This window comes from Pedobacter sp. BAL39 (genome assembly GCF_000170795.1).
Lineage (GTDB): Bacteria > Bacteroidota > Bacteroidia > Sphingobacteriales > Sphingobacteriaceae > Pedobacter.
In genome coordinates, this window is sequence record NZ_ABCM01000016.1 from 23,794 (window position 1) to 48,906 (window position 25,113).

A 25,113-nucleotide genomic window follows, 5' to 3' on the forward strand; every position below is an offset into this window, starting at 1 on the left:
TTTCAAGAAAAATAAATCCCCTATTCATTTCCTTCTGTTCCAGCAACAGATAAATTCCTGACCAACGTTACCGGTCCTAATAATCCGGACGACAATAATGGCGAATTTTTACTGTAATGACGGGCAGTGGTAAACGTCACCCGCCCGCTGTTCCTCCTGTCGCCATTTTTAAGCCAGTCAGGCCATTGTCCATTGACAATACCATCATCAGGCAGCTGTTCATCACCAATCAGCCTGTTCGGCCACAGATTGACCACCTCCACTTCCAGTTCATTTTTCCCGGAACGCAAGTCCTTTGTTACTTCGATACGCCACGGTGCGGTCCATAATATACCAAGGTCCCTTCCATTTAACTTTACCCGGGCCATGCAGTTTACCCCTCCCAGGTCGAGGTACTGCACGTCGTTCTTTTTACCGGCTTGCGGACTGTAGTCAAAGCTTTTGCTATAGACTGCTGTTCCTGAATAATATTTAATACCCGGATCTTTGTGCTGGCTCCAATCGCTCAGCACCGGAAAGACCACCTTACCCGGCCCCTTCCATTTTGGATCAAACCAGACCTCCCATGCGCCTTTTATCGTATCTTTAACTTCCACAAGCCTGGTCATCGTGCGTATTTTTTCAACTCCGTCGGTTGCCCTTTTCGGGAATAGGATAAAATAACTTTCATATGGAGCGAAGCTCAGCGCCATGGATGTGCTCCCCTCCGATTTTTCAAAATCCTTTATCTTAGATATTTCGGCATTTACGGCATTCCAGCATTCGGGCACGGCGCCTTTGGTACTTCTGAAAGTGGCATTGGTATATAGCTCCTCCCCTGTAGTGTTGGAAATAAAATAGAGATCCCAGTCGGCACTTGCCTGATGGATGTACCTGAGCGGCCCTTCAGAACTAAAATCAGGCAGCAGTCTCATTGATTTTAGGATGGCAGCAGTACGTTCATATGTCGGATATAGACCATTGGTTTTGTTGTAGAGTGCTTCTCCAGCGTAAATTTTCCCTTTTTTATAAGGGATAGCTGATATTTCCGGTGCCGGCTTCGGATTCGATCCCCATAGCGCCCGGGTGATGGACTTTATCGCCTCGTCACACGCTGGATAGTCCGTAAGACCTGGCGACTTCAGTGGCGCATTGCCAACAACCACAGCGCCTTGATCCACAAGACTACGTAATTTCTCAAGCAGCCGGGGCGTCATGGTTTGCACATCCGGCATCACGAGCAAATGATAACTCGCTCCTCCTGGAAATGAGATTTTACCGGCCTTGACCGTAGCTGCATACAGCTGTGCGGGTGCACAACCGTCAAAGTTATATCCCTTTCTGTCAGGAAGAATATCTGTGCCCTTCATTGCAGAGGAAGGCGGCCGGAAAACATGTGGCGCCCCTTCCGGGGAAAGGTAGAGGACATCAGCGACATGATGCCCCTGCTGAAGCAGAAACTGAGACCTGGAAAGGTAGCTGTGATAGCTCCCCACCATAGGCCACCAGGTCTGGTTTCGATCCCAGTGCACACCATAAGGCCCCATGGTCATCCCCGGCCGCAGGCTATCCGGCAAAACCTGATTTTGAAAAGTATGAAACACAAACCTGTTGATCCCATTTGCGAAGGCCCAGTCGCCCTGATTTTTCATCGAGCCGGGATACTGCTTCCATCCCTCGTTGTTCTCAGCCGTAAATGCTTCGGCAGGATGAAGTGCAATGCCGTTTACATGAGCAATTGACGTGGCTTCAATACAACTGAATACCGAATTATAGCCATATCCGGCACTCCAGAACTCACTCATGGGCACATCAGCAACAGCACCGAGCTCCAGGTCGGCTGCAGGGTTCATGTCATAGGGTTCTATGGACAGGCTCATACCGCGCTGATGGGCGTAAGATTTTACATATCCGGCATGGTGCTCCAGGATCAGGTCTTGCGAGGTTTGCCTGAGGTCCCACAGGAAACGCTCACTGATTTCTTCATTGCCAACAATGCTGCCATTGTATACCGGGTAATAGGGAAGCGGATCGTAACCTCTTCTTTTGATAAACTCCTGGCGGAAGTTGCCGGTCCAGTTCTGGGCGCCCATCTCCCAACTGTCCATATGCAATCTTTTTAGCCCGCCAACACTTCCTGGAGACTGTTTCTTAATTTTACCAAGAAGTCTGCCTACATACTGGTCCAGATGTAGCCGTATTGCGGTAGTATCGAACTTGTCAGCCTCAAAGCCAAGTCCGGGGAAAGGTGCAGGCCTGGTGATTGCCCCATTGTTTCTGGCGCCAAACCGGACGATCGTCCAGCTGCCGTCGGGCACCTCCCAGTTCAATGTGCCATCCGGGAGCATACGGTCGCTAAGGTCGATGATACGATCCTTGTCAATTACCGTACCTGGCACAGCGGCAGCATATAACGCCCTTGAGGGCAAGTATTCCTTTACATTTTTTACAGAAGTATACGGCGCACGGTAATAAAGTGCTTTTTCAGCAACATCCTCCAGTTTACCCTCCCTCCGGGGTGTCGGATAAGCCAGCACGGCCACATCCTGGTAGAAGTCGTTCCAGGCCTGTTTCAATCCATCGGTAAACACCCCTTCTCCGAAATAAGGATTTGCAGGGCGTGGCTGAGGGAGCATAATTTTCCCCTGATGCGGATGAGTTACGCTGACACTGCTGGACACCAGATGTTGCATCGACTGTGCTGCATTGACCCATGGGCCACCACTACCACTCCATCCAGGGCCGATACCCAGGGTCATTTCGATTCCAAGCCGTTCACATTCTGCAACGGCATGGGCAAATAAATCCTGCCACTCTTCACTAAGAAAATCAACCTTTCCGCGCGGCACTCCTACATTCACTTCAAGGAAGATCAGATTACCGATACCAGCCTGTTTCATGGATTCCAGATCGGCGGTCATGGAGGCCCTTGACAAGTTACCATCCATAAAATACCAATATACACCCGGTTTTGCCTGAGCTGGCGGGTTCATAAACCCTGCCTTCAGCAAAATTGTGGATGATGCGCCCGGATTTAACTCATGGCTACATCCATAGATCAGCACAGCCGTTAAAAATAACAACAATAAAATATTGATCCGGAAAGATTTGCAGACTAATGATGAGGATGTTTTCATAAATGATGGTTACAGATGTGCGACAAGCATCATAAGTTTGCCCTGAGGTCAAATATATCGCAGAATGAAACAGCAGAGGTACAACTTTTTGATATTAGATTTGGTATTTTTGATAATCATCATTTTTTTTTAATAAAATTACGGCACCGATTTGTTATTTTTACGTAGTTCATAACGCATCATTACCACCATACCAATTTTCATATCAAGACATCTACCAAACAGAATGGAAATATGTAGTAAGTATACTGACCATGAGCTGATCAGCCTGATGAGGGCTGGTAAGGAGGCTGCATTTACGGAGATCTACAACCGGCACTGGGAGAAGATGGCTACTTATGCCATAAGGCTTACGAAATCCGAGGACGAGGGTGCCGATATTGTGCAGGAGATTTTTGTATCTTTATGGAACCGATCTGCAGAACTCGAAATCCGTGGTACGGTCATTTCTTATCTGATCAAGGCTACAAGAAACCTTTCCTTAAGGTATATTGAAAAAAATATCCACAAGCATAATTTCCTGGAGCGGCTGTCCGCAAATTATGCCACCTGCGGGTCGGAGATTGTCGATCAGATCATTGTGAAAGAATTACAGTCAAATGTAGACCATGCAGTGGCTAAACTGCCGGCAAAGATGCAGGAAATCTACTTATTGAGCAGGCAGGAGCAACTATCTTACCGTGAAATTTCCCAAAAACTGGGGATTGCGGAAGGAACGGTAAAAAAACAGATCAGCAACGCATTAAAGATCATCTCTTCCAACATTACAAGTGGAGTTACCGGCGTTAGTTACGTCATTTTAATGCACCTGCTGAGACATTAGCAGATTTTTTAAAAAAAATAAAAATAAATCTACCACCAAACCAGCTTTTTATGAATAGTCATATTGTAAGTCCCCTAAGGATGAGCATGCGATCTCATGAACAGACAACAAGCTAACGAACTTTTACAACGCTACCGTAACGGTGAATGCTCATTTGAAGAACAACAGGCGATCGAAGCATGGATTGACCAGGAAGTCAACATTGGCAACTGGGTGATATCTGATGCGGAGAAAGCAGTATTTGGTAAAAGGCTAAAAGAAAGGATCGAGGTCTCAAAAAAGCCGCTTCGCGTTAGTCGCAGCCTCAAGATCAGGCGTCTGTTGGCCATTGCTTCCATTCTGATCCTCATCTGCAGTTTTGTAACGCTGATCTATCAGCGTCAGGTTTCGCAACACCGGGACCTGAACCTCGCAAACCACATCCAGCCAGGAAAGAATTCAGCAACATTAACCCTTGCTGATGGCAAAAAAATATTGCTGACGGATCATGGAAATGGAAAACTGGCGAACGAGTCCGGGGTCAGCATCTCAAAATCCGCGGACGGGCAAATTATTTATGAGATCAGCGACCTGGAGAAACAAGAGGGCGAGCCACTGAGATACAATACGCTAAGTACCGCTTTCGGACAACAATATCAGATCAGGCTTCCTGATGGAACCAGGGTCTGGCTGAACAACGGCTCTTCTTTAAAATATCCGGTAAGTTTCAGTAAAACTGCACAACGTAAAGTTGAACTGGATGGCGAAGCTTATTTTGAGGTCAGCAAAGACCCCTCTCAGCCTTTCGTCGTAAAGACAAGTACTCAGGAAGTTCTGGTCTTAGGCACACATTTTAATCTGAATGCCTACGCTAATGAACCGCTTACAAAAACTACCTTGCTGGAAGGCCGTGTAAAGGTGAATGGTAATGGTGCTGAGGCCACCCTCAGCCCGGGACAGCAGGCACTAAACAACGGAGTGCTCCAGGTGCGGAATGTAGATACCGAGTTGGCGATCGCCTGGAAGAACAATCAGTTTATGTTTGAAAGTGAAAATATCCAAAACATCATGAGGATGGTTGAACGCTGGTACAATGTGCGTGTAGACTATGAAGGGGATATCCCAAGAGACGAGTTCAGTGGTGCAGTATCCAGATTTGACAACCTCTCGGAGGTATTGAAGATATTAGAATTAACAGGGAAAGTTCATTTTAAAGTCGAAGGAAGGAGGATCATGGTAATAAAATAACTCAACCTAAATGTTAAACAACCAGAAGTGCTTGCAACACTCCTGGAAGATGTTTGGCATGCTTAAAAATAAAATGATCAACCGCAAATGCCTGGACTTCGAAACTCAGGGCATGTTGCTTAACCCGTGAGCCTGCTTCTACACGTTAAAGTGCAGAAATACAGGCACACGCAAAAACCAAACCTAAGCAAATGTATAAAATTTATACCAGGAAACCGGGTATACCACGCGGCTATTCCCATAAAATATGGCTTATTGTGCGATTAACCACCGTAATATTATTAGCTTCCTTTCTGCAGGTCAGTGCGTCTGGCTTTGCTCAAAAGATCAACCTAAACAGGACGAATACCCCTTTGAAAACCATCCTTAAAGAATTAAGGTTGCAAAGCGGGTACAACTTCGTATATACCGACGAAGTCATCAGAAAAAGCAAACCCATTAATATCAATGTCAGGGAGGCAGAAATTGAGGCGGTGCTCAACGAGGTGTTCAGCAAACAGCCCCTCACCTATTCCATCTCCTCAAAAACCGTGGTAGTCAGAATTAAGGAGGAAAAGTCCTTCATTGAAGAAGCCATTGAACGGCTGAAGCTGATTGACATCCGCGGAAAGATCGTGGACGAAAACGGGCAGCCATTACCTGGAGCATCCGTTGTCAACAGGACGACAAAAAAAGGAACGGCCTCCGCTACAGACGGTACTTTTTCCATCGTCGCTGATGCAGGAAATACACTTGTCTTCACCATGCTCGGCTACAAAACCAAGGAGGTTGTAGTAAAGAATGGCGAGACCAACATCAGCATCACCCTCGTTCCTGATGAAAAAGTCCTCGACGATGTGGTCGTCATCGGCTATCAGGAGGTATCCCGCAGGAAGGCCAGTGCTGCAATCACCTCCGTAAATCCAAAGGCCATTCAGGACATCCCCGCGCCTTCCATCAGCAATCTCCTGCAGGGACGTGTAGCCGGCTTGAACGTACAAAACTTCTCCGGAGAACCGGGAGTGCGCAATACAGTGGTGCTCAGGGGTAACACTGCTGTCAGCAGAAATATTGACAACAATCCGAATTCTGCATCAGGCAAAGCCAGTCTGGCAAGGGCCATCAGCGGACCGCTATATGTAGTGGATGGTGTACCACAATCTACAGAAGACATTGCTGCCATCAACTATGGTAACGGAACCAGCACCGATGTACTGGCAGGTATCCCTATTGCAGATATTGAAAGCATTGATATCCTAAAAGATGCTTCCGCATCTGCAGTATATGGTTCCAGAGGTGCAAATGGTGTCATCCTGATCAAAACCAAAGCAGGTACGGCAGGAAAAACACGTATTACCTTCTCCACTTATCACGGTCTCACCGACCGCCCAGACCTGGATAAGGTATTGATCGGCGCACAAGAAGGACGTGCTAAAATGGAGCTGATCAACCACTACGGAGATTATGATGACCTTAAAAATATACCTCAGATCCTTACGGACAGCTTAAACCCGGCATTCAATAATGCCAATGACTATAGAGGTGAACTTTATCAGACAGGAATGGTGAGCAACTACGACCTTTCCTTCACCGGTGGCTCAGATGTCTTTACCTACCGCTATGGACTGAATTATTTTAGCGAAGACGGAATCATCAAGAAATCCGGTTTCGACAGGTATAGCCTGAACAGCCGCATGGGGGTTAACATCACACCTAAGCTCAATGTGGGCGTACAAATCCGTTACAGCCGCCTGGACAGACCAAGGTCTGTGAGTGACCTGAGTGGTGGTACAAGCCCTTTCAACGGAGGATATTACGCCAGCAGCCCACTTCCGTCATCCAACCTTTTTCTACCTCAGGCAAACAGGGATTTCATCTTCGGAAGCACAAAAGTGCAGACAGATGCAAATACCAACAACAGCCTGACCATCAGTCCGACCATAGACTGGAAGATCGGAAAAAACTGGATGTTTAACACCATCATCTCCTATGAATCTGCGAACAGCAGAAAAGATGCATTCACACCCGGTACAGTAAGACAAAGTGGCACTGGTATCGCCTCCAGCTTCGTCGATAACTCAGCGAATTACCTGATGAGTAATACCATACAGTATTCTACCACCCTCAATGACATCCATCACCTGAATGTACTTTTAGGACAGAACACTGAATTTCACCAATACAGGGCTACCTATTCTGAAGCAGATGGTATTCCCAACGACCAGATCAGCGTAGTAAAAGTCATCAACAAAATGAATTCATTTACCTACTCTGACCTCATTGAAAATGGTATCCAAACTGGATTCATCCGCGGTAACTACGATTTTAAAGGTCGTTACCTGTTTTCAGGGGTACTAAATGCTGATGCTTCCTCCAAGTTTGGTAAAGGAAACCGCGTAGGTTTCTTCCCCTCATTCTCTGCAGGATGGATCGTAAGCGATGAACCGTTTATGAAATCGGCCGGAAAATGGCTGACACTCTTCAAAATCCGTGGAAGTTACGGCATCACAGGACGTCAGCCCGACGGCGGCGATAGCTACCTGTCTTTCAATACCTATAACGTGGGTTCAGGAAGCTTCTCCGGAAGTTCAAATCCAAATACCGGACAGAATGAATCTAATACTTACAACGGTATTCCTGCTGTTTCTCCTAACTTTTCAGGTGGTTTGTCTAATAGTGAGCTGACCTGGGAACATTCGAAACAAGCCAACATCGGTGTAGACCTGACCTTCCTTGGTGGCCGTTTCAGTGTGGTAACGGATGTGTATGTGAGAAATACCACTGAGGGAATCTTTACCCTCGCCCTCCCAATTACTACCGGTTATTCTACCATCACCTCCAACGCAATTGGAACGAGGAACTCCGGTATTGAAACTCAATTCATTGCAAACTATTTCAACCCTTCGAAGGCCTTCCAATGGGAAACGAACTTCAACTTCGCCTTTAACAAAAATATGATTACATCACTGCCTAATGGTGGCAGGGACATTTATCTGGATAAGTTCCTGCTGAGACAAGGGCAAGCAATCAATCAGTACAACACTTTTGAACAAACGGGTATCTATAAAACAGATGCTGACGTACCTGTTAATCCTATTGATGGAAGTGTCCTTAGTTTTTACGGTTATCCTTTCAGAGGTGGTGACCCGATATGGAAAGACTCCAATGGTGACGGTGTCCTCGACGCAACAGATTATGTGCCTTCCGGAAATCCAAATCCAAAAATGACTGGCGGTATGGTAAATACATTCAGCTACAAAAATTTTAGCCTGTCCGTATTTGTCAACTTTACGCTGGGACGTGACATCTACAATGATTATCTCGTTGGAAAACTATCACACCTTGTTCCGACAGATGATGGTGATCCTGATCCCCTGCACGCCATCAGTACCAATGCCTTTCCTTATCTGAACGGCATCAACTACTGGAGAAACCCGGGCGACAATGCCGACTACCCTTCTTTAAGTTCATTTGATGGTACCCGCTACAAATATGCAGGCGTGAGTTCCAGATGGGTGGAAAATGGATCGTACCTCCGTATCAAAACCGCGACCCTTTCCTACACCTTTAATCCAAAAGTCCTGAGCAAGCTCTCCATCAGCAGGTTGAGGGTTTACGGAATGGCAGACAACCTGCACATCTTCCAATCGGCAAACCTCCCTGATGCAGAGCAAGTGGATGCCTTCGGTATTTATAACGGCAGTGGTTACTCCATTCCTAAAAAATATACCATTGGTCTAGAAGTGGGACTTTAACATCATATACAGGAATCATGAAAAGAAATTTAACTACTTATATTACAGCGCTACTGATCGTATTGACGGCAACTACAGGCTGTAAAAAAATATTAGACCTGGAGCCACACAATTCCACATTTACCGAAGCGTATTTCACGAACGGTCAGGATGCGAACAGTGCGATCTCCGGTGCCTATGCATCGTTGCGCAGGATATTGTTGAACAATTCGTCCTGGCATGTGTACGGCGATGTGCCATCCGGCGAATTCAGCATCAGATCGGACCGTGACAACCAGAACTACAACATCTCCAATGGAGAGTTTACGGGATTGAATGTGGGCTCGGGTAACTGGAACTGGCAATCTTACTTCCAGTTGATCCAGCAACTGAACCTCATCATTAATAAAGTACCTGGAATTGCAATTGAAAAATTCAGTAACAGGGACGACAAACAGCAGATCATCGGTGAAGCCTACTTCCTTCGGTCCTACATCTACTTTTACATGAGCAGGGTGTGGGGTGATGTGCCACTCAAGCTTGAACCTGATCTGGACATCAACCAGGCGAAGAACATCGAGCGTTCAACTGCCGCAAATGTGCTGAAACAGTGCCTTGCAGATCTCGTCATTGCAAAAGAAAATTTGAAATTCGGCTACAACGATGAGAACCAACGTGCGGTAAGGGCCAACAAAGGTAGTGCGCTTGCACTGGAAGCTCATATCAAAGCATGGTCAGGTGACTATTCAGGGGCAGAAATTGCTGCAAACGATGTCATCACAAACGGGGGTTATAGCCTGCTTGACTCTATACAATATCCAAAAGTATTCATCGGAAAATCACTTGAAGGAATTTTTGAGATCAACATCAGCTACGGACAAAGTGAAGGCATTTCGCTGAACAGCGGTGGTTATGCGCCGACATTAAGAACTCCTTATGTGGCTAATAAGGCAGATATCCAATGGCCTGTGAACACGAGTTACATCAATAAAATATACCGTGATACCAGTGATGTCAGGTATAAAACTTTCTTTTTTCAAGCGCAGTCCTCTGACGGACAAACCATCAAATTTTCAAACGTCACCTACGCAGATGGTTCCGCCCAGAATGATCCCCGGTTGTCTAACAACCTGATCCTTTTCCGCCTTGCCGACATTATCCTGCTAAGAGCTGAAGCCCTCAATAAGTTAAACAGGGATCCTGAAGCGGTAGTCCTGCTAAACAGGGTGCGCAAAAGATCCGGACTGGTCGATTATGCTGGTAGTGGAGATGCCCTCGGTACCACCATATTGGAAGAACGATTGAGAGAGCTTTTCTATGAGGGCCAGTCGTACTACGACCTCGTGAGGACTAAAAAACTACCGTCCTATAATGAACGGATGTCCACACAGTTTATGGATGGCTCCCCGCTCGGAGGTTGGTTGTGGCCGATAGACCCCGCCATGTTCAAAGACGATTATACCCTTGTGCAGACTCCTTACTGGCAAGGCAAGCTTTAACATTTAAAAGAAACAGACATGAAAAAAATACCTTTAATATGCATTGCAGTACTGGCCATAATTACGTTTTACGCCTGCAAAAAGGACTACGTAATCGGTGGCAGTCTCTATGAAGAGAAAGTAAATCTGAGCACCTACGATTACCTGAAAACCAATCGTCTATTTGACACACTAGTCATCATGATCGATCGGATGCAGCTAAAAGATGAAGTGAACCAGAGCGGAACAGTATTTGCCCTGACGAATTACGCCATCCACAATTATGTGGTAGAGAAACAGGCGCAGTTGCGCATTCAGAATAACGACGAGAACCTCACATTTACCTTTGATGACATCGTGCTGCCCAATCTTAAGGATTCGTTAAGGGCCTATCTGTTCAAAGACCGGTTGCCGTTGAGTTTCCTTACAGAAACAGGCAGATTCAGAAAGGCCAATGATGGTGAAAACAGATTGATACAGGCCATTCCGACAAACGATTATACGAATCCAAACACCTTCCCTGTACAACCCAGGTATGTATACCTGACCAAGATTGTCAAGCTGGAGGATGGCACTGGTGTGATTCCTACAGACTCTACACAGCTGAATCAGGTAGATCCTGAACAGTTGCTGCAGGCTAGGGTGCAAACCTCCGGCATCATTACAAACACGGGAATTGTGCACGTATTGAACAACTCCCATACCTTCACCTTCTTTGGCGACATTAAAAATTAACCAAATCGAATTAAAGACATGCAAAAATATATCACATATATAGCCACCGGATTGATATGCCTGGGGGTTATAACAGCTTGCAAAAAAGTAGAAAATGGATTTTTAAGTGACCAGGTACGCTATAGAGATAGTCCGATGAGGATTCAAAAAGGAATTGTCACACAGACAAAAGCTGTAGATAACGACGGCTCCAGCGCCCCTGTAACTTATGAACTACTGGACATCCGCGATGCCGTCACCAAAAAACACGCCGACGCACTGTATGCCAACTATGAGCGATACATCTTCATTTCTCAGTTCAACGTAGACGTGGATACCACCATCGAACTGTTGAATACTCACCGTCAGCTCTTGAACGCACCATCCTTTGAATTCAATAAGTTTACCGGAGCTTTTACCTTTTATGGAACAACCTCGAATGTTCCTGTTGGTAGCTACGAATTTGACGTGAGGGCAACGAATGAAAACGGCTCCAAAGATTTCAAAAATGTTGGTACTTTCTCCTTATATGAGGGACCTGTAGCGGAGCAATCGGCCGGAGGTGGGGCCTGGTTTAAGGATGGTACCAGCACCAGCGGCGACATCGGCGAGCCTGAGGTCAAAATCAAAAAGACCTCCACAGAAGGCACGCTGATCATCCTGAAAATCGTCGACAAAAACGGTACTCCATTCAATCCAAAAAAGAATGAGTTTATCAAACGTGGCGACAGGAACAGCTTCGATACTTTCGCACGTTTTCACCCACTTGTGCTGACAGACTCCACCATGACCTGTAATTTTGAAGTTACGCCATTCCCATTGGTTGCAGGGCCTCCGGGCCAAGGGTATACCATTTACTATAGGATCCCGGGTAATTTTGCTAAGCTGGATCCGGGAATTACTCCAACGCCAGACCGCGGTTACAGCATCAATCCAAGGTTCACCTTCAGAATTTATCAGGAAGGAACTTATGAGGTGACAGTCAGGATCAAAAACGCAACCAGAGACGTACTCTAGTCCCCCGGATTCTCTCTGTATAGGTGCCCCAAAAGGGGCACCTTTTTTATGCCTTAAACTTTCGTTGTGCTGCCAGACCTAATGAAGCTCGTGAAGGTTACACCTGCCAACGTCTTTAACTAACAAATCAGCAACCACAGTCAAAAAAAATCCCTTAAGAAAGGGATTTGCCAATATTCATAACCACCTCTTCAGGTTGGGGTTCCCTTACCACTGTTTTTGGTTTCATCACCCGTTTTACTTGCGCCGGCGGACTGGAAGCATTTCCGGCACCTGTTTTATTTTCATTTACAGGTCTCTTTTTTTTCTTGAACTTACGTCCATACCAGATCAGAAATCCTGTAATCGGCAAACTGGCACCGATCAACGCTGCAAGGAAGGCAAGTACCTTTCCCGGAAAACCGAGTATGCTGCCGACATGTATGTCGTAATTCATTTTCCTCAGCTTCGATCCAAAAGAAGCTTTATCGTAATCTTCATTGTAGACGTCATCGCGTTTAATCTCTTTAAGTGTATGCTGATCAAAACTATACCCCTTGCTGTTATAAAATTGACCTGGAGAAGGATAAACCGTGATGTATATCGCTGCCTTTGCATCGGCAGTATCCGGGAAACTGTAGTAAAAACCTGCCGATTTCGGGTGATTTACAATTACCTTATTCCATGCGATATCCATCGCCTGTTGCGGCGTATAAAGTTGGTTTGCCTTTTGCAAGGAATCAGACTCCACCCTTTTATATTCTGCAAGGTTGTTCCCTCCAGACGTAACCCAGTACAAACCTTCGCTATACCATTTAATGCCATACACCATTCCCGTCAGTGCAATTGCCAAAAGAAACAACAAAGCATAAAATCCAAGTACATTGTGCAGGTCGAGGTTTACCCTCTTGAAGGACGCTCCCCATTTAATTTTAAAACTCTTATCACGTGTAGACTTGTTCCATTTCTTTGGATACCACCAGATCAATCCGGTAATAAGCAATACCACAAAGACCATGGTGCCGTAGTTGACAATGGGTCTTCCAATCGCGTAAGGCATCCATAGGAAACGATGACCATTCAGGATAAACCTGAAGAAATCTGTCTCTCCCTTTTGATGCACTTCCTTCGACACAACCGCTCCTGTATAGGGATTTAACTTCAGCGTCACTCCGCCTCCGCCTCTCCGCCCTTTTTGATTCGGGTCTTTCAAACCGAGATTAATGGTTCTTCCCTGCTGATAGTTTGCATAGCTGGGCACCAGCTCAGGATACAATTTAGCAGCAGCAGCACCTGCCTGTGCTGGCGTAATCACAGGTTTGTCTTGTCTTTCAATCTTGGTCTCCGGTTCAAGCAAACCAGTGATCTCTTCATTGAAAACCCAAATACATCCTGTAATACACACAATCAGTACAATTATTCCTGACGCGAGTCCTAACCAAAGATGAAGCCATTTATTGATCCGCGTAAAAAGGGAATCCGTTTTCTTCTTTTTAGGCGGTGAGGGGTTGTTTTTTGAAATCATCGCGTTTTTATGCTGAATTTTTTAATGGTTAAGGCCGGACATCACTGTCAGGCATCAAAGATAACCCTATTAAGATTAAATCCAAATAATTCAGAACAACAAAAGTATTCCCGGCCTTAGGTGCCGCCAGAACAATCAACAGCACTTCCTAAAGTTTATTCGACAGTGGTCTCCGTTTCAGAAATGGAATAGGTACTGCTTTGCACATAATTGAGCATCCATTTATTATTGAGCCAGTGTGCGGTAAAAATGAACCCCTCTTGAGCGTCGCCTGTTTTTATCCGCACATCTGCTTTCATAATGGTACTTCCCAAAGAAAGCAGCTCATGATCAAAGTTTTTGATCTGATAGTCGATGCTGGTTACATGATCCGGCTGAAAATTACTCGTTTTCAAGTAGTCAACAAGTTGCCCCAGGTCGTCGGTTATAAATTTGGAATAGAGCGTTGCCGGGCTGGTTTTCAGCTGCCCCTGCAACGCCTTCAATTCAGCCAGCCCTTCTTCCGATGGCTCTTCCTGTGGCGTAGCAATCGCTTTGTCGATCATTACCGCAATGTCAGGCAACTCGTACTTAAGAAAGTCTGCAGTGGAAATGAGCTGCGAAAATTGATCTGCAGGTTTCCCTGCTGACAAATCATTGATGACACTTTTGATAAAAGCCAAAGGCTCTTCCAGACAGGCTTCTGCCGAAGTCCATCCAGGATTTCTTTTGGACTTGGGCTCAGCGAAAGCTGTCAGTTTTGTCTGATCGGAAAGCTGTTCATTCCAGTTGAGGGGGGTGATGCCACTTCCATATGGTCTTTTGGGCCCTGCGTTATAGAAATCATTGTTGACATCCAGTAACAGCCACTGGTCATTCCTTCTGGTCACAGTGCAATTAAATGCGATGTTTTTTGTGCCCTGTTTCAGTACCACATACAAAACGTAACGGTTGATATGCGCTCCCTCCAATACCACCTGATCCTGTTCGTATAAAGTAGTAGCATATGTGGTATTGCTGCTGTTTATTTGATGTTCCTGTTTGATGCGAAGCAGCTGCTTCCAGCTTTCACTTAGGGCATTGGATTCAGGGCTGTCCATTTCTGATCCTGCTACAACGGCTATTGGTGAGGACTGCTGAAAATTTTCAACAAACTTCATTTCTTCAGCATCTGGAAAAACGGGCATCAGGCTGATGTCGTCATGGTTGAGCAGTGCCATGGCCAGTTCTTTACCGAGGGCGTCAGGAAGGGGCAGGCATTTTTGTTGAGCACGGAGCGGCATAATGTGTAAACATGCAAGGAGCAACAGAGGACTGAAAATTTTCATAGGGCTTTAAGCGTTAGCTGTTTTTTCTCTGGAAACTGCAAATACCCTACCAAAAATGGCCTTTCTTAAAAGATTTGTTACTTCCAACGGCTCTGTATTTTCTTTAACTTGCGCGCTTTAATGATATTAACGAAATGACTATGATCCGATACTTCTTATTAGGTTTCGCCCTCCTATTCACCCAAAATAGCTTTGCACAGCAAATCAACATCGCCACTTATAACGTCAGGTACAAAAACAGTGGGGATGAAAAAAATGGCAATGGATGGAGCCAAAGGATGCCAGTGGTTACGGACATCATCCAGTTCCACGATTTTGACATCTTTGGTGCTCAGGAGATCCTGCAACAGCAATTGAACGACCTAGACAGCAAACTAACTGGTTATGGTCATGTCGGCGTCGGCCGCGATGACGGCAAGCGGGCCGGTGAGCATGCTATGATTTTCTATAAAAAAGATAAATTCAAGCTGCTGGACAGTGGCAACTTCTGGCTATCTAAACAGGAGGATGTGCCAAATAAAGGCTGGGACGCAGCACTGCCCAGGATCTGTTCCTGGGGTGCCTTTCAACACCTCGCAAGCGGCCGGAAGTTCTATTTCTTCAATACGCATTTTGACCATGTTGGCGTCGTAGCCAGAAGGGAAAGCGCAAAACTGATCCTTCGCAAGATCAGGGCCATTGCGGGCGACACCCCGACAATTCTAACCGGCGACTTTAACGTCGACCAGACCAATGAGATCTATGGCATCCTAACCGGACAGCAGCTCGCAGATGCTTTTGAAACTACCGCATTCAGATACGCGACGAATGGCACCATTAACCATTTCGACATCAATACAAAAACCAAAAGCCGCATCGATCACATCTTGTTGTCTAAATCCATCAAGGTAAAACGTTACGGGGTGCTCACTGATACCTACCGCAGCGCAGGGAAGGAAAATGCTGAAGTCAGTACCTCCGGCAACTTCCCGAAGGAAGTCTCACTTCAGCGATATGAGGCCAGGCTTCCCTCCGATCACTTCCCGGTAATGGCGGTCATTGATTTAAATCCCTAGCATTTATCTACCTTTGCGCGATGAATAGAAAAATAGCCGTTATTTTCGATATGGATGGTGTCATTTGCCATACCAATCCTTATCACTCTATTGCGTTCCGCGATTTCTTTTCTTCGAGAAATATCAATGCTACTGATGAAGAATTCGCACAACATATGTTCGGAAAGAGTAACAGCTACATTCTGAGCCACTTCTTCAAAAGAACTGTCGAGGGTGAAGAACTGCTGAAACTTGAAGATGAAAAGGAAAGCCTGTTTAGAAAAATTTATGAACCTCATGTGGAACCCATTGCAGGCATCACTGAATTCATGGCAGACCTGGTCGCTCATGGCGTGCAGCTCGGCGTGGCTACTTCCGCTCCTTATGCCAACCTTGAACTGATCCTTAGTAAGGTTGACATCCGCAAAAACCTGGGATCCATACTGGCCAGCGAAGATGTGAAAAAACACAAGCCGGATCCCGAGGTCTACTTAAAGTCGGCAGCTAACCTGGATGTGCAGCCAGCTCAGTGTATCGTATTTGAAGATTCTTTTTCGGGTATATCAGCAGCGCTGAATGCAGGCATGAAAGTCGTAGGTGTGCTTACATCCCATAAAAAGGAAGAGTTGCCGACCTGCGACCTTTACATCGAAGACTACACCACACTGTCCTTCCAGCAAATTGCTGAACTGGTAAATCAATAGCCAACACACCGATGTTGATCGCTGCTACCCCAGTTGTTTGATTACAGCGATCACATCTTCTTCTCCAAACGCAGCAGCAGCTGATTTAAAGGTTTCCAATGCGGTCCTTGCCAACGGAGTGTCCATCCCTTCATCTTTAGCCAGGTTCAAATCTTTAACCATATGTTTCAATGCAAAGGCAGCCTGATAATTATCATTCAGTAGTGCATCGCCCTTTATCTTGGTAAACACATTGCTCAGCGCACCGTTACCTAACAAGGTCAGCAGGTCTTCAGTATTGATCTGGTGTTTCCTGGAGAAGGTCACAATTTCCGCAAGCCCTTCGGTATATATCGCCAATAAAGTATTGATGGCCAGCTTCGCCTTGTTGCCGATACCTGATGCTCCCAGGTGCATCACCAATTTACCCATGCAGGATAAAAGTGGTTCTGCAGCATGAAATGCCTGCTCCTCACCTCCAACCATGATGACCAGTTGTCCATCTGTAGCCTGCTTTACACTACCGGAAACAGGGGCATCAAGGTACTCAATTCCTACAGCACTGCAGGCGGCAGCCATCTTTATGCTGATGGCTGGTGATACCGTACTCATATTCACAATAACCTTTCCGTGGAGTTCTTTACTTAGTAGTCCATCAGCACCTTCGAACAGGCTCGCAACCGCATGGTCGTCAGAAACCATCAGGAAAACAATATCCGTAGCGGCAATCAGTTCGCCTGGTGTTCCTGCAACTTTTGCTCCTTGTGCAACAAGGGGTTCTGTCTTCGATAACGTACGATTATATACGGTCAGCGAATATCCTTTGTTAAGGACCTGACCTGCCATAGGGACGCCCATGTTTCCCAGACCGATCCATCCTGCTCTTGTGTTTTTCATATCTTTATTTTTTATCAGATTTACCATACTGTTTGATCAGCTACATTGAGTTTTTATGCAGACACTGTCTTTTTATTCGACACCATCTTTTGATCATGCTCCGTCAATCGGCAGTAAATATATGGAATGCTGAACCTCATGTCTATGGGAAGCATCATGAAAATCCATTGAAAATTTCATTTTTGTCAAACATAAAAATCCAATCAGAGTTTGATTAAAGAAAGAATAACTATAAAAGACATAAGAATATGATGAAAGAGAATCAGAATAAGGTAGTGCTCATCACCGGTGCAAGCAAAGGAATAGGTTTTGGTATCGCATCAACTTTGCTGAAAGAGGGTTACCGCGTAGCCATCACCAGTCGCTCGCAGCAAAATGCGGACGAAGCTGCCGACAAATTAAAACCATTAGGCGAGGTCATTGGCATTGCCGCCGATGTAAAAGACCTGGCTTCGCAGGAGGCTGCTGTAAATGTACTTTTGGAACGTTGGGGACAACTGGACATCCTGATTGCGAATGCCGGCGTAGGACATTTCGCTCCGATTGATGAAATGGATGCGGCAACCTGGCTGGACACCATCGACACCAACCTGACCGGTGTCTTCTACAGCATAAAGGCTTCAGTGGAGCAGATCAAAAAGCAAGAGGGACACATCATTACGATCTCAAGTCTTGCAGGTACCAATTTCTTTGAAAAAGGTTCGGCCTACAATGCCAGTAAGTTTGGCCTTACCGGATTTACACAGTCGGTCATGCTCGACCTCAGAAAATACAATGTAAAGGTAACGACCATTATGCCGGGCTCAGTGGCTTCTCACTTCAATAAACATACTCCTGATGCAGAGAAGGATGCATGGAAAATCCAACCGGAAGACATTGGCCGTCTGGTGGCAGATTTATTGAACATGCCCTCGAGGACACTGCCGAGCAAAGTGGAGATCAGGCCTACAAAAACATCATAAATGCTGTTTTCCACATTTATCGCTTCTGCCCATTTTGAAGTCAGCACCTACTAATGGTGTTGGCACTTTGTTTGTGAGTAAGAACGTAAATACTGACACATCATAAATTGTATCAGCTGAACCTAAAAGCATTAAAATATGGCAAGTTTTAAGGAAATCATAAATAGCGATCAACCGGTACTGGTTGATTTTTACGCCACATGGTGTGGCCCCTGTAAAACCATGGCCCCCATTCTTGATGATTTAAAGAAAAAGGTGGGTTCGGATGCGACCATTCTCAAGATCGATGTCGACAAAAACCCGGCTGCGGCAAGCTCCTACCGCGTACAGGGAGTGCCAACATTGATCCTTTTTAAAGAAGGTAAAATCCTATGGCGCCAGTCGGGTGTAGTCCCCTCCTCACACCTGGAGCAACTCATTAATCAATATAAATAATTCATGTCCCCTGGGACCATCACTCATCCTTCAAAATCACTTTAGCGCTCAATGGCGAAAGCAATAAAAGTCCTGAAATGCCCGCAGTGCGGCAGCACTGCCAAAACAGAAATAAAGCCTGATTTTTTCCGCTGCAGCAATTGCCAGACGGAATATTTTCTTGACAATGATGACGTAACCATCAATTATAACCACAACTACACGCATCACCACCCCTCTTCAAACCCAGAGCAAAATGCGAAGAATGTAAAGATCCTGGCCATAGGCATCGCCCTGGTCTTTATCACCATCCTGACCATCGTCATCACCAAATCGTCAACATCTTCCAGTCCGGCACCGTCCTACACAGTAGCAGAATCACCCAGGCCAGCGGAAAAAGAAATATTTTCCATCAGCAGGTACAACGCGCAGCCCATCCTGGCAACACCAACCGCAGCTCCCATATTGATAGTGGTCGAAGACCGGAGTTACAATGGGAATGAAAGCAAGAAAAGGGATGGCATCTACCTGACTTTTTATGATGATAAGGCCAAAGAAAAACTTGGTGAAGAGAAAGTCGGAGATGACGACGTATCCGGATCGGATGTACAGATCAGGAACTTCAGCGACGGCAATACCTATGTCATTGTGAGCAAGAACAAACTTTTTGTCGTCGATAAAGGCAGGCTAAAGTTAAATGATGCAGGGAAGTCATTTTTCAGTGCTCAACCTGAATTACAGGTGGGCGTTGCTACGATCGAGTTCGTTTACAGTGATGCCGGTGATGGCCTGGTCCTGTTAACCAATGAGGGAAAGAACTTTTATTATTACCCATTGATCCAGAAACTCTATACCAAAGACCAATATTATGATGCCCGTACAGGCTTTAACACCTTGCTTCCAGGTGCAAGGGATAAGGAAACTTACTTGTTTACCTCAGAAAGCAGTGATTTTCCCGAAGAGCGGATACAGCTGATCAAAATCAAATATAAAGACAATGGTGCAGGTCCAAAAGACGTGACAGACCGCTTGTCCTGGGGGAAAAACTACGGCGGATCCGGAATCTTCACGGAACGTAGCCCTTATCGAAAAGAGCTGTTGGGGGGCTATGAGAGAGAACGTGGAAGGGTAACGAGCTGGAAAGACCTTACACCGGGAAGGACCTATTTTTCTCCAAAAGTCATCTCAGAAACCAATGGTACCATCCTGATCATGATTAAGGCAGATGCCAATCCCGCCAGCCCCTACAAATTGCAGCAGCTGAACAGTGAGACTGGTGCCATCAACTGGACATTGGACCTGGCAAAGGGTGAAAGGCCCGATAAGGCACTTGCCTTTTCCGGGGGATATTTTGTGGTGACAGACAGCAGCAAGGGAATGATTGTTGATCAGAAAGGAAAGATTACTTACACTTATAAATTTGACTAATATGGGACTTGGAGATCTATTTAAACGGCAACTGAGCACAGTGGTAGAATGGCAAAACCAACAGCCACAGCTGCTGTTGTACCGCTTTCCAGTGCCTACCGACGAAATTAAAAATTCAAGTAAGCTGATTGTTGGCCCCGGACAGGGATGCATCCTCGTATACGAGGGCAAAATCGAAGCAGTCATCAGCGACGAGGGGGTATATAACCTGGCCACAGAAAACCATCCTTTTATTACAACGCTGCTCAAGTTCCGGACGTATTTCGAAAGCGAACACAAAATGCACCTGTATTTTTACCGTAAGGCAGATACGCTCAATCAGGCATGGGGCACTGCGACACCCGTCAAATACCTGGACCCTGAATACAAAATCCCGGTCGAGATGGGCATGTATGGGAACTACAGCATGCGCATTACAGACCCCCTACTGTTGTTCAGGGACATTATCGGCTCCCGTAGCGAGTACACCGTTGATGATGTCAAGTCCATCATCCTCTCCAGAATCCCACAGGTGCTCATCGCACACATGGCGCAGTCCGGCCTCGCCTATCTTCAGATCGATGCGCAGCTGGAAAAGCTTTCTGCAGGTCTGAAGGAAAAACTCAACCAGGACTTTCTTACGCTGGGCCTCGAGCTGAAAGATTTCAGAATCCAGGGCACCTCATTTGATAAAGATACCCGCGAGCGCATTGGCAAAATTGCCGACATCACTGCCGAGAGCCGTGCTGCTGCTGAGGGAGGACTCTCCTATCTGGAAATTGAAAAACTCGAAGCACTCCGCGATGCGGCACGGAATGAAGGCGGCCTTGCGGGCGCAGGCCTGCAGGTGGGCTTTGGAATGGAGCTGGGCAAAGCACTGGATGATAAAAAACAAGAGCTTACTGCTGACAGTACGGATACCGACCCGGTAGTTAAACTACAAAGGCTGAAGCTGCTGCTGGATGAAGGCATCCTGACGCAGGAAGAATTTGACAGCAAAAAGAAAGAAATACTGAGTAGGATGTAAAGCAGGGGACATTATCGTCCCCGCCCTCAAGGGGCTCCTGAGAAATAAGGAACTACCCGTGAATGGCCTCTTTATTTCCGAAGCTCTGGATCAGCTCCCCTTCAAAATCCAGCCATTCTTTCCATCGTTTGTCGACATCTACATCGATCGTGTATTTACGTGCAAAGTTCAGGAAGGTGGTGTAATGTCCCGCTTCAGACACCATCAGGTCATGGTAGAATTTAGAGAGTTCCGCATCGTTGATGTGCTGCGACAACACGCGGAAACGTTCACAGCTTCTTGCTTCAATCATTGCAGCAAACAACAGGCGGTCAATAAAAGAGTTGTTTCTGCTGCCATCCTTTTTACAGAACTTCGCAAGCCTTCCAACATAATCATCTTTGCGCTCGCGACCTAAGGTATAACCTCGTTTTCTGATGATGTCGACCACCATCTGAAAATGCTGAAGCTCCTCAATCGCAATTGCAGTAAGCTCCTCCACAAGGTCAAGATGTTCCGAGTTGTTGGTAATCAAGGTAATGGCATTGGTAGCGGCTTTTTGCTCACACCAGGCATGGTCTGTCAATATCTCCTCCAGGTTTGATTCGGCGATGTTTGCCCAACGTGGGTCAGTAAGCAATTTTAGTCCAAGCATCTTTTAATTAATAAATGATTAATGTCAAAATTAAGAATAATCGGGGTGTTGTGCGTTAAAAACATCTATTTTGCGAAAAATTAATCCTGATGAGTGCACAAACAGCTTTGATTATCGGACTGGTATGGCCGGAACCAACATCTTCTGCAGCCGGCAGCAGGATGCTTCAGCTGATCCGCTTTCTACAGTCCGACTACGAGGTGTCCTTCGCCTGCGCGGCGGGAAAGGGCCCACACAGCTTTGACCTCGCGGCCCTGGGTGTAACTACACATGAGATCAGGCTCAATGATGACCACTTCAATGTACTGATCAAAAACATCCGTCCCGCCATCGTCATGTTCGACCGCTTTGCTATGGAAGAACAATACGGATGGCGTGTTCACCAGGAGTGTCCTGACAGCGTGAAGATACTGGATACTGAAGACCTCCATACCTTACGTAATGCCAGACAGCTCGCAGTGAAGTCGGGCGGCAGGGTCAGTGATGCAGAACAGTTCACGGATCTTGCAAAACGTGAGCTCGCCGCCATATTACGATGTGACCTTTCGCTCATCATCTCCGCTGCTGAGATGGACATCCTCAGGGATACCTACCGCATTGACGCCTCCTTGCTTCATCATTTGCCCTTTCTGGAAGAACAGATCACGGCTACAGCTGCTGCTCAATGGAGGGACTTTGAGGATCGTGAGGGTTTTGTTTTCATTGGAAATCTCCTGCACGAACCGAACTGGGATACGGTACAATACCTGAAAAAAGTCGTATGGCCCTTACTAAGGAAGCGCCTGCCAGATGTTACGCTAAACATTTATGGCGCCTATGCAAGTCAGAAGGTGATGCAGTTGCACCAGGAGAAAGATAAGTTCCTGGTTCATGGACGTGCTGTTGATGCCCTGACCGCCATCAGCAGTCACCGGGTGTTGATCGCCCCTATCCGGTTCGGTGCCGGATTGAAAGGGAAATTTATCGATGCAATGAAGTCCGGAACTCCTTCAGTGACCACCACCATAGGGGCCGAAGGCATGGCAGGCAACATGGAATGGCCCGGCGCCATCGCAGATCAGCCGGAGCAGTTTGTATCCATTGCTACAGCGTTATATCTTGATGAGCCGCAGTGGACGGAGGCCAGTCGGAATGGGCTCAAAATCATCAATGAGCGTTATGGGCGCAGCACATTTGAATCTGCTTTGCATTTGAAGTTACGGCATATTCAAGCGACACTTGGTAAACACCGCCAACATAACTTTGTGGGACAAATCCTGCAACACCATAGCCTCAACAGCTTAAAATACATGTCTTTGTGGATTTCTGAAAAGAACAAAAAATTGGATCACCAACAAAATCAAAGGGCTAAGCAGAACAGTATTGCCGAAGACCAGAATGAAGGGCCTAATTAACAGGCTGCTTCGCCAGCTCTTCCTCTTCGTCGTCTTCAAAATGTTTTTCGAAATACCTTCTTACTGTCATATTGGAGATCCATTTCTCAATATACCGGTCCTTTGCCAGTAACGTAATGACCGCAATGGCCAGAAAAATCAAAGCCGTACATCCGAAACCCTGCGTATAGCTGTTGAGCAGGTCGGAAAGGTAAAAAGCCAGGGTAATGCAGGCGGCCAGAAAAGCCATGACTGCAAAGGTAATCATCAGCAATATGGTGATGAGGTCGGCCATGATCTTAGAAACCTTCTCTACGGCCTTGAGCCTCACTTCCTCCAGACGTAAAGTGATGTAGGTCTTAACCTCTGCCCACAATGCCTGAATGTCTTTAGTATCTTTTTGGTCCATAGTATCGAAATATAGGAATGAATAAAATTTCTAAAAAATACAACTCATGTAACCGGAATTTGTTTTTAGTTTCTAAATATTACGTAAACACCTGAGTTTTAAAAAAACAAAAACCCGGAAAAATTTCTTTTTCCGGGTTTCATCCATCCCCCACAGATCCCTTTCTCAATTGATGTCTAACTCACTCACCCTCACAACGCCATCCCTTCTCTCGCACTTCGATAACATTAACGATAAAAGTAAATCAATGGATTTGTCAGCGATAATCAATTACTTTTTGATGACGATCGGAGCATATTGATCATTACTTGATATATACAAAGGACAAGGAATCTTTAACGACAAGGCCACTGATGTCACCACCCTGATACCTGACCGTGTATTTGCCTGGCTTGCTGATGTCATATCCTTCCAGCAGGTCTACAGTTACGGATACGCTGTCTTTGGCGTTCAACTTGATATAGCTGTCTGCAGGAGGTGGCATCACCCGCTTGGCCATGGCCCCCTTATAGTTTGCCTCTACGCCATTTTCATCCTTGATGTCAAGGTATTTACTCATCCATCTTTCAAAGGGCGTATGCCATTTACAGAAACTGGTTGCAGTATCGGCATAGTTGTGCACAGCGAATTTCATCTGTAATGCTGATCCTACACGAATGGTATCGGCAACTTGCATGGTAGCAACCAATCCTTGTGCTGCAGCAGGATTTTCGGTAGCAGTGGAATCAGTTGAATTGCTGGCATTTTTACTACCTGTGGTACTCTGACTACATGCAGACAGTATGACAAGGGCAGCAGGGATAATCATTTTAAAGTTTTTCATAGGGCAAAAGTATTCTTTTAAAATCTATTTCAGGTTGACTATTTTTCTTAATAACAACAGCGCAGGACTTTTATTGTGTTACGTCTGCCTTGGAAAGCAATCATTTATGGCACAGGCTTTGTATCAGCAAGATAGATAATTGATAAAGATGTCAATTCTATAAATAACCAGGGAAGCCATGAGAAAGAGCATTTATATTGTAGAAGACAATAAAGATATAGGTTACATCCTCCAATACTTTTTAAGTGAAGAGGGTTTTGATGCTGAACTATTTGAGACTGTTGCAGCCTTTAAACAAGGCCTGTCCAGGAAAGTACCGGACTTGTTCCTTTTGGATGTGATGCTCCCTGATGGGGATGGCATAGATGTTTGTTCGGGCATCAAACACGACCAGCTATTGATGCGTAAGCCGGTCATCATCATGTCTGCGCACTTTCCTACTGAAGAGGCAAAACAGATGTCCTGTGCTGACGATTTCATTCCCAAGCCTTTCGACCTGTTTTCTATCCTTGACAGGGTAAGGACACATCTCCCTGCAGCCTAGCCGCAGC

At 45.9% G+C, this 25,113-nt stretch carries 21 protein-coding genes; 14 read left to right on the top strand and 7 right to left on the bottom strand.

What is annotated here, in order from left to right:
• Positions 1 to 20: 20 nt before the first annotated feature.
• Complete coding sequence (locus tag PBAL39_RS18055) at positions 21 to 3,116, bottom strand: glycosyl hydrolase (protein ID WP_008244190.1); 3,096 nt, start codon at positions 3,114 to 3,116, stop codon at positions 21 to 23.
• Between the two features lie 226 nt (positions 3,117 to 3,342).
• On the opposite strand from PBAL39_RS18055, the gene PBAL39_RS18060 reads away from it, so the two are divergent.
• From PBAL39_RS18060 to PBAL39_RS18085, 6 genes are all read left to right on the top strand, one after another.
• The gene (locus PBAL39_RS18060; RefSeq protein ID WP_008244192.1) at positions 3,343 to 3,939 is read left to right on the top strand and encodes an RNA polymerase sigma factor; all 597 of its coding nucleotides are present in this window, start codon (positions 3,343 to 3,345) and stop codon (positions 3,937 to 3,939) included.
• A gap of 96 nt (positions 3,940 to 4,035) precedes the next feature.
• Positions 4,036 to 5,166 carry a FecR family protein gene (locus PBAL39_RS18065; RefSeq protein WP_008244193.1) on the top strand — a complete coding sequence of 377 codons (1,131 nt, stop codon included), beginning with the start codon at positions 4,036 to 4,038 and terminating at the stop codon, positions 5,164 to 5,166.
• A 191-nt stretch (positions 5,167 to 5,357) separates the two neighbouring features.
• A complete protein-coding gene (locus tag PBAL39_RS18070) occupies positions 5,358 to 8,900 on the top strand; it encodes a SusC/RagA family TonB-linked outer membrane protein (protein WP_008244195.1) in 3,543 nt (1,180 codons plus the stop codon).
• Between the two features lie 17 nt (positions 8,901 to 8,917).
• Positions 8,918 to 10,378 carry a RagB/SusD family nutrient uptake outer membrane protein gene (locus tag PBAL39_RS18075; protein WP_008244196.1) on the top strand — a complete coding sequence of 487 codons (1,461 nt, stop codon included), beginning with the start codon at positions 8,918 to 8,920 and terminating at the stop codon, positions 10,376 to 10,378.
• Positions 10,379 to 10,396: 18 nt separating this feature from the next.
• Positions 10,397 to 11,092 (top strand): hypothetical protein, encoded by a 696-nt coding sequence (locus PBAL39_RS18080; protein WP_008244197.1) that lies wholly within the window; start codon positions 10,397 to 10,399, stop codon positions 11,090 to 11,092.
• 135 nt (positions 11,093 to 11,227) lie between these two features.
• Positions 11,228 to 12,088 (top strand): hypothetical protein, encoded by an 861-nt coding sequence (locus tag PBAL39_RS18085; RefSeq protein ID WP_008244198.1) that lies wholly within the window; start codon positions 11,228 to 11,230, stop codon positions 12,086 to 12,088.
• 154 nt (positions 12,089 to 12,242) lie between these two features.
• Here PBAL39_RS18085 and PBAL39_RS18090 read toward each other — a convergent pair whose 3' ends face one another.
• Positions 12,243 to 13,592, bottom strand: a complete 1,350-nt coding sequence (locus tag PBAL39_RS18090) for a PepSY domain-containing protein (RefSeq protein ID WP_008244199.1) — start codon at positions 13,590 to 13,592, stop codon at positions 12,243 to 12,245.
• Positions 13,593 to 13,747: 155 nt separating this feature from the next.
• Complete coding sequence (locus PBAL39_RS18095) at positions 13,748 to 14,899, bottom strand: hypothetical protein (protein WP_008244200.1); 1,152 nt, start codon at positions 14,897 to 14,899, stop codon at positions 13,748 to 13,750.
• A gap of 140 nt (positions 14,900 to 15,039) precedes the next feature.
• On the opposite strand from PBAL39_RS18095, the gene PBAL39_RS18100 reads away from it, so the two are divergent.
• Both PBAL39_RS18100 and PBAL39_RS18105 read left to right on the top strand, forming a co-directional pair.
• Complete coding sequence (locus PBAL39_RS18100; RefSeq protein WP_008244201.1) at positions 15,040 to 15,954, top strand: endonuclease/exonuclease/phosphatase family protein; 915 nt, start codon at positions 15,040 to 15,042, stop codon at positions 15,952 to 15,954.
• A gap of 20 nt (positions 15,955 to 15,974) precedes the next feature.
• Positions 15,975 to 16,637, top strand: coding sequence for an HAD family phosphatase (locus PBAL39_RS18105; RefSeq protein WP_039867047.1), 663 nt, complete (start codon positions 15,975 to 15,977; stop codon positions 16,635 to 16,637).
• Between the two features lie 24 nt (positions 16,638 to 16,661).
• Here the strand turns inward: PBAL39_RS18105 and PBAL39_RS18110 are convergent, their stop codons facing one another.
• Positions 16,662 to 17,513 (bottom strand): NAD(P)-dependent oxidoreductase, encoded by an 852-nt coding sequence (locus PBAL39_RS18110; protein ID WP_039867059.1) that lies wholly within the window; start codon positions 17,511 to 17,513, stop codon positions 16,662 to 16,664.
• Positions 17,514 to 17,761: 248 nt separating this feature from the next.
• Here PBAL39_RS18110 and PBAL39_RS18115 point away from each other — a divergent pair, with 248 nt between their 5' ends.
• The 4 genes from PBAL39_RS18115 (at position 17,762) to PBAL39_RS18130 (ending at position 21,323) form a co-directional block, all read left to right on the top strand.
• Positions 17,762 to 18,475 carry an SDR family oxidoreductase gene (locus tag PBAL39_RS18115; protein ID WP_008244205.1) on the top strand — a complete coding sequence of 238 codons (714 nt, stop codon included), beginning with the start codon at positions 17,762 to 17,764 and terminating at the stop codon, positions 18,473 to 18,475.
• 138 nt (positions 18,476 to 18,613) lie between these two features.
• Positions 18,614 to 18,910: a thioredoxin gene (gene trxA, locus PBAL39_RS18120; RefSeq protein WP_008244206.1), complete on the top strand. Its 297-nt coding sequence runs from the start codon at positions 18,614 to 18,616 to the stop codon at positions 18,908 to 18,910.
• Between the two features lie 51 nt (positions 18,911 to 18,961).
• Positions 18,962 to 20,317, top strand: a complete 1,356-nt coding sequence (locus PBAL39_RS18125) for a hypothetical protein (protein WP_008244207.1) — start codon at positions 18,962 to 18,964, stop codon at positions 20,315 to 20,317.
• A gap of 1 nt (position 20,318) precedes the next feature.
• On the top strand, positions 20,319 to 21,323 hold the full coding sequence (locus PBAL39_RS18130; protein ID WP_008244208.1) for an SPFH domain-containing protein: 1,005 nt from the start codon (positions 20,319 to 20,321) through the stop codon (positions 21,321 to 21,323).
• Between the two features lie 52 nt (positions 21,324 to 21,375).
• On the opposite strand, the gene PBAL39_RS18135 is transcribed toward PBAL39_RS18130, so the two are convergent.
• Entirely contained in the window at positions 21,376 to 21,957 is a 582-nt protein-coding gene (locus PBAL39_RS18135) for a tRNA-(ms[2]io[6]A)-hydroxylase (protein ID WP_008244209.1), read from the bottom strand.
• Positions 21,958 to 22,046: 89 nt separating this feature from the next.
• Between PBAL39_RS18135 and PBAL39_RS18140 the strand changes: the two genes are divergently transcribed.
• Positions 22,047 to 23,351 (top strand): glycosyltransferase, encoded by a 1,305-nt coding sequence (locus PBAL39_RS18140; RefSeq protein ID WP_008244210.1) that lies wholly within the window; start codon positions 22,047 to 22,049, stop codon positions 23,349 to 23,351.
• Here PBAL39_RS18140 and PBAL39_RS18145 read toward each other — a convergent pair.
• Positions 23,344 to 23,739 (bottom strand): hypothetical protein, encoded by a 396-nt coding sequence (locus PBAL39_RS18145; RefSeq protein WP_008244211.1) that lies wholly within the window; start codon positions 23,737 to 23,739, stop codon positions 23,344 to 23,346. The two genes, PBAL39_RS18140 and PBAL39_RS18145, sit on opposite strands and share 8 nt — an antisense overlap.
• A 304-nt stretch (positions 23,740 to 24,043) precedes the next feature.
• Positions 24,044 to 24,562: a hypothetical protein gene (locus PBAL39_RS18150; protein ID WP_008244212.1), complete on the bottom strand. Its 519-nt coding sequence runs from the start codon at positions 24,560 to 24,562 to the stop codon at positions 24,044 to 24,046.
• Positions 24,563 to 24,740: 178 nt separating this feature from the next.
• Between PBAL39_RS18150 and PBAL39_RS18155 the strand changes: the two genes are divergently transcribed.
• Positions 24,741 to 25,106: a response regulator transcription factor gene (locus PBAL39_RS18155; protein WP_008244213.1), complete on the top strand. Its 366-nt coding sequence runs from the start codon at positions 24,741 to 24,743 to the stop codon at positions 25,104 to 25,106.
• The last annotated feature ends 7 nt before the right edge of the window (positions 25,107 to 25,113 follow it).

Coding starts and splice junctions, on each gene's coding strand:
- PBAL39_RS18055 (WP_008244190.1), bottom strand. CDS start 3,116: ATGAAAACATCCTCATCATTAGTCTGCAAATCTTTCCGGATCAATATT.
- PBAL39_RS18060 (WP_008244192.1), top strand. CDS start 3,343: ATGGAAATATGTAGTAAGTATACTGACCATGAGCTGATCAGCCTGATG.
- PBAL39_RS18065 (WP_008244193.1), top strand. CDS start 4,036: ATGAACAGACAACAAGCTAACGAACTTTTACAACGCTACCGTAACGGT.
- PBAL39_RS18070 (WP_008244195.1), top strand. CDS start 5,358: ATGTATAAAATTTATACCAGGAAACCGGGTATACCACGCGGCTATTCC.
- PBAL39_RS18075 (WP_008244196.1), top strand. CDS start 8,918: ATGAAAAGAAATTTAACTACTTATATTACAGCGCTACTGATCGTATTG.
- PBAL39_RS18080 (WP_008244197.1), top strand. CDS start 10,397: ATGAAAAAAATACCTTTAATATGCATTGCAGTACTGGCCATAATTACG.
- PBAL39_RS18085 (WP_008244198.1), top strand. CDS start 11,228: ATGAGGATTCAAAAAGGAATTGTCACACAGACAAAAGCTGTAGATAAC.
- PBAL39_RS18090 (WP_008244199.1), bottom strand. CDS start 13,592: ATGATTTCAAAAAACAACCCCTCACCGCCTAAAAAGAAGAAAACGGAT.
- PBAL39_RS18095 (WP_008244200.1), bottom strand. CDS start 14,899: ATGAAAATTTTCAGTCCTCTGTTGCTCCTTGCATGTTTACACATTATG.
- PBAL39_RS18100 (WP_008244201.1), top strand. CDS start 15,040: ATGATCCGATACTTCTTATTAGGTTTCGCCCTCCTATTCACCCAAAAT.
- PBAL39_RS18105 (WP_039867047.1), top strand. CDS start 15,975: ATGAATAGAAAAATAGCCGTTATTTTCGATATGGATGGTGTCATTTGC.
- PBAL39_RS18110 (WP_039867059.1), bottom strand. CDS start 17,513: ATGAAAAACACAAGAGCAGGATGGATCGGTCTGGGAAACATGGGCGTC.
- PBAL39_RS18115 (WP_008244205.1), top strand. CDS start 17,762: ATGATGAAAGAGAATCAGAATAAGGTAGTGCTCATCACCGGTGCAAGC.
- trxA (WP_008244206.1), top strand. CDS start 18,614: ATGGCAAGTTTTAAGGAAATCATAAATAGCGATCAACCGGTACTGGTT.
- PBAL39_RS18125 (WP_008244207.1), top strand. CDS start 18,962: ATGGCGAAAGCAATAAAAGTCCTGAAATGCCCGCAGTGCGGCAGCACT.
- PBAL39_RS18130 (WP_008244208.1), top strand. CDS start 20,319: ATGGGACTTGGAGATCTATTTAAACGGCAACTGAGCACAGTGGTAGAA.
- PBAL39_RS18135 (WP_008244209.1), bottom strand. CDS start 21,957: ATGCTTGGACTAAAATTGCTTACTGACCCACGTTGGGCAAACATCGCC.
- PBAL39_RS18140 (WP_008244210.1), top strand. CDS start 22,047: ATGAGTGCACAAACAGCTTTGATTATCGGACTGGTATGGCCGGAACCA.
- PBAL39_RS18145 (WP_008244211.1), bottom strand. CDS start 23,739: ATGGACCAAAAAGATACTAAAGACATTCAGGCATTGTGGGCAGAGGTT.
- PBAL39_RS18150 (WP_008244212.1), bottom strand. CDS start 24,562: ATGAAAAACTTTAAAATGATTATCCCTGCTGCCCTTGTCATACTGTCT.
- PBAL39_RS18155 (WP_008244213.1), top strand. CDS start 24,741: ATGAGAAAGAGCATTTATATTGTAGAAGACAATAAAGATATAGGTTAC.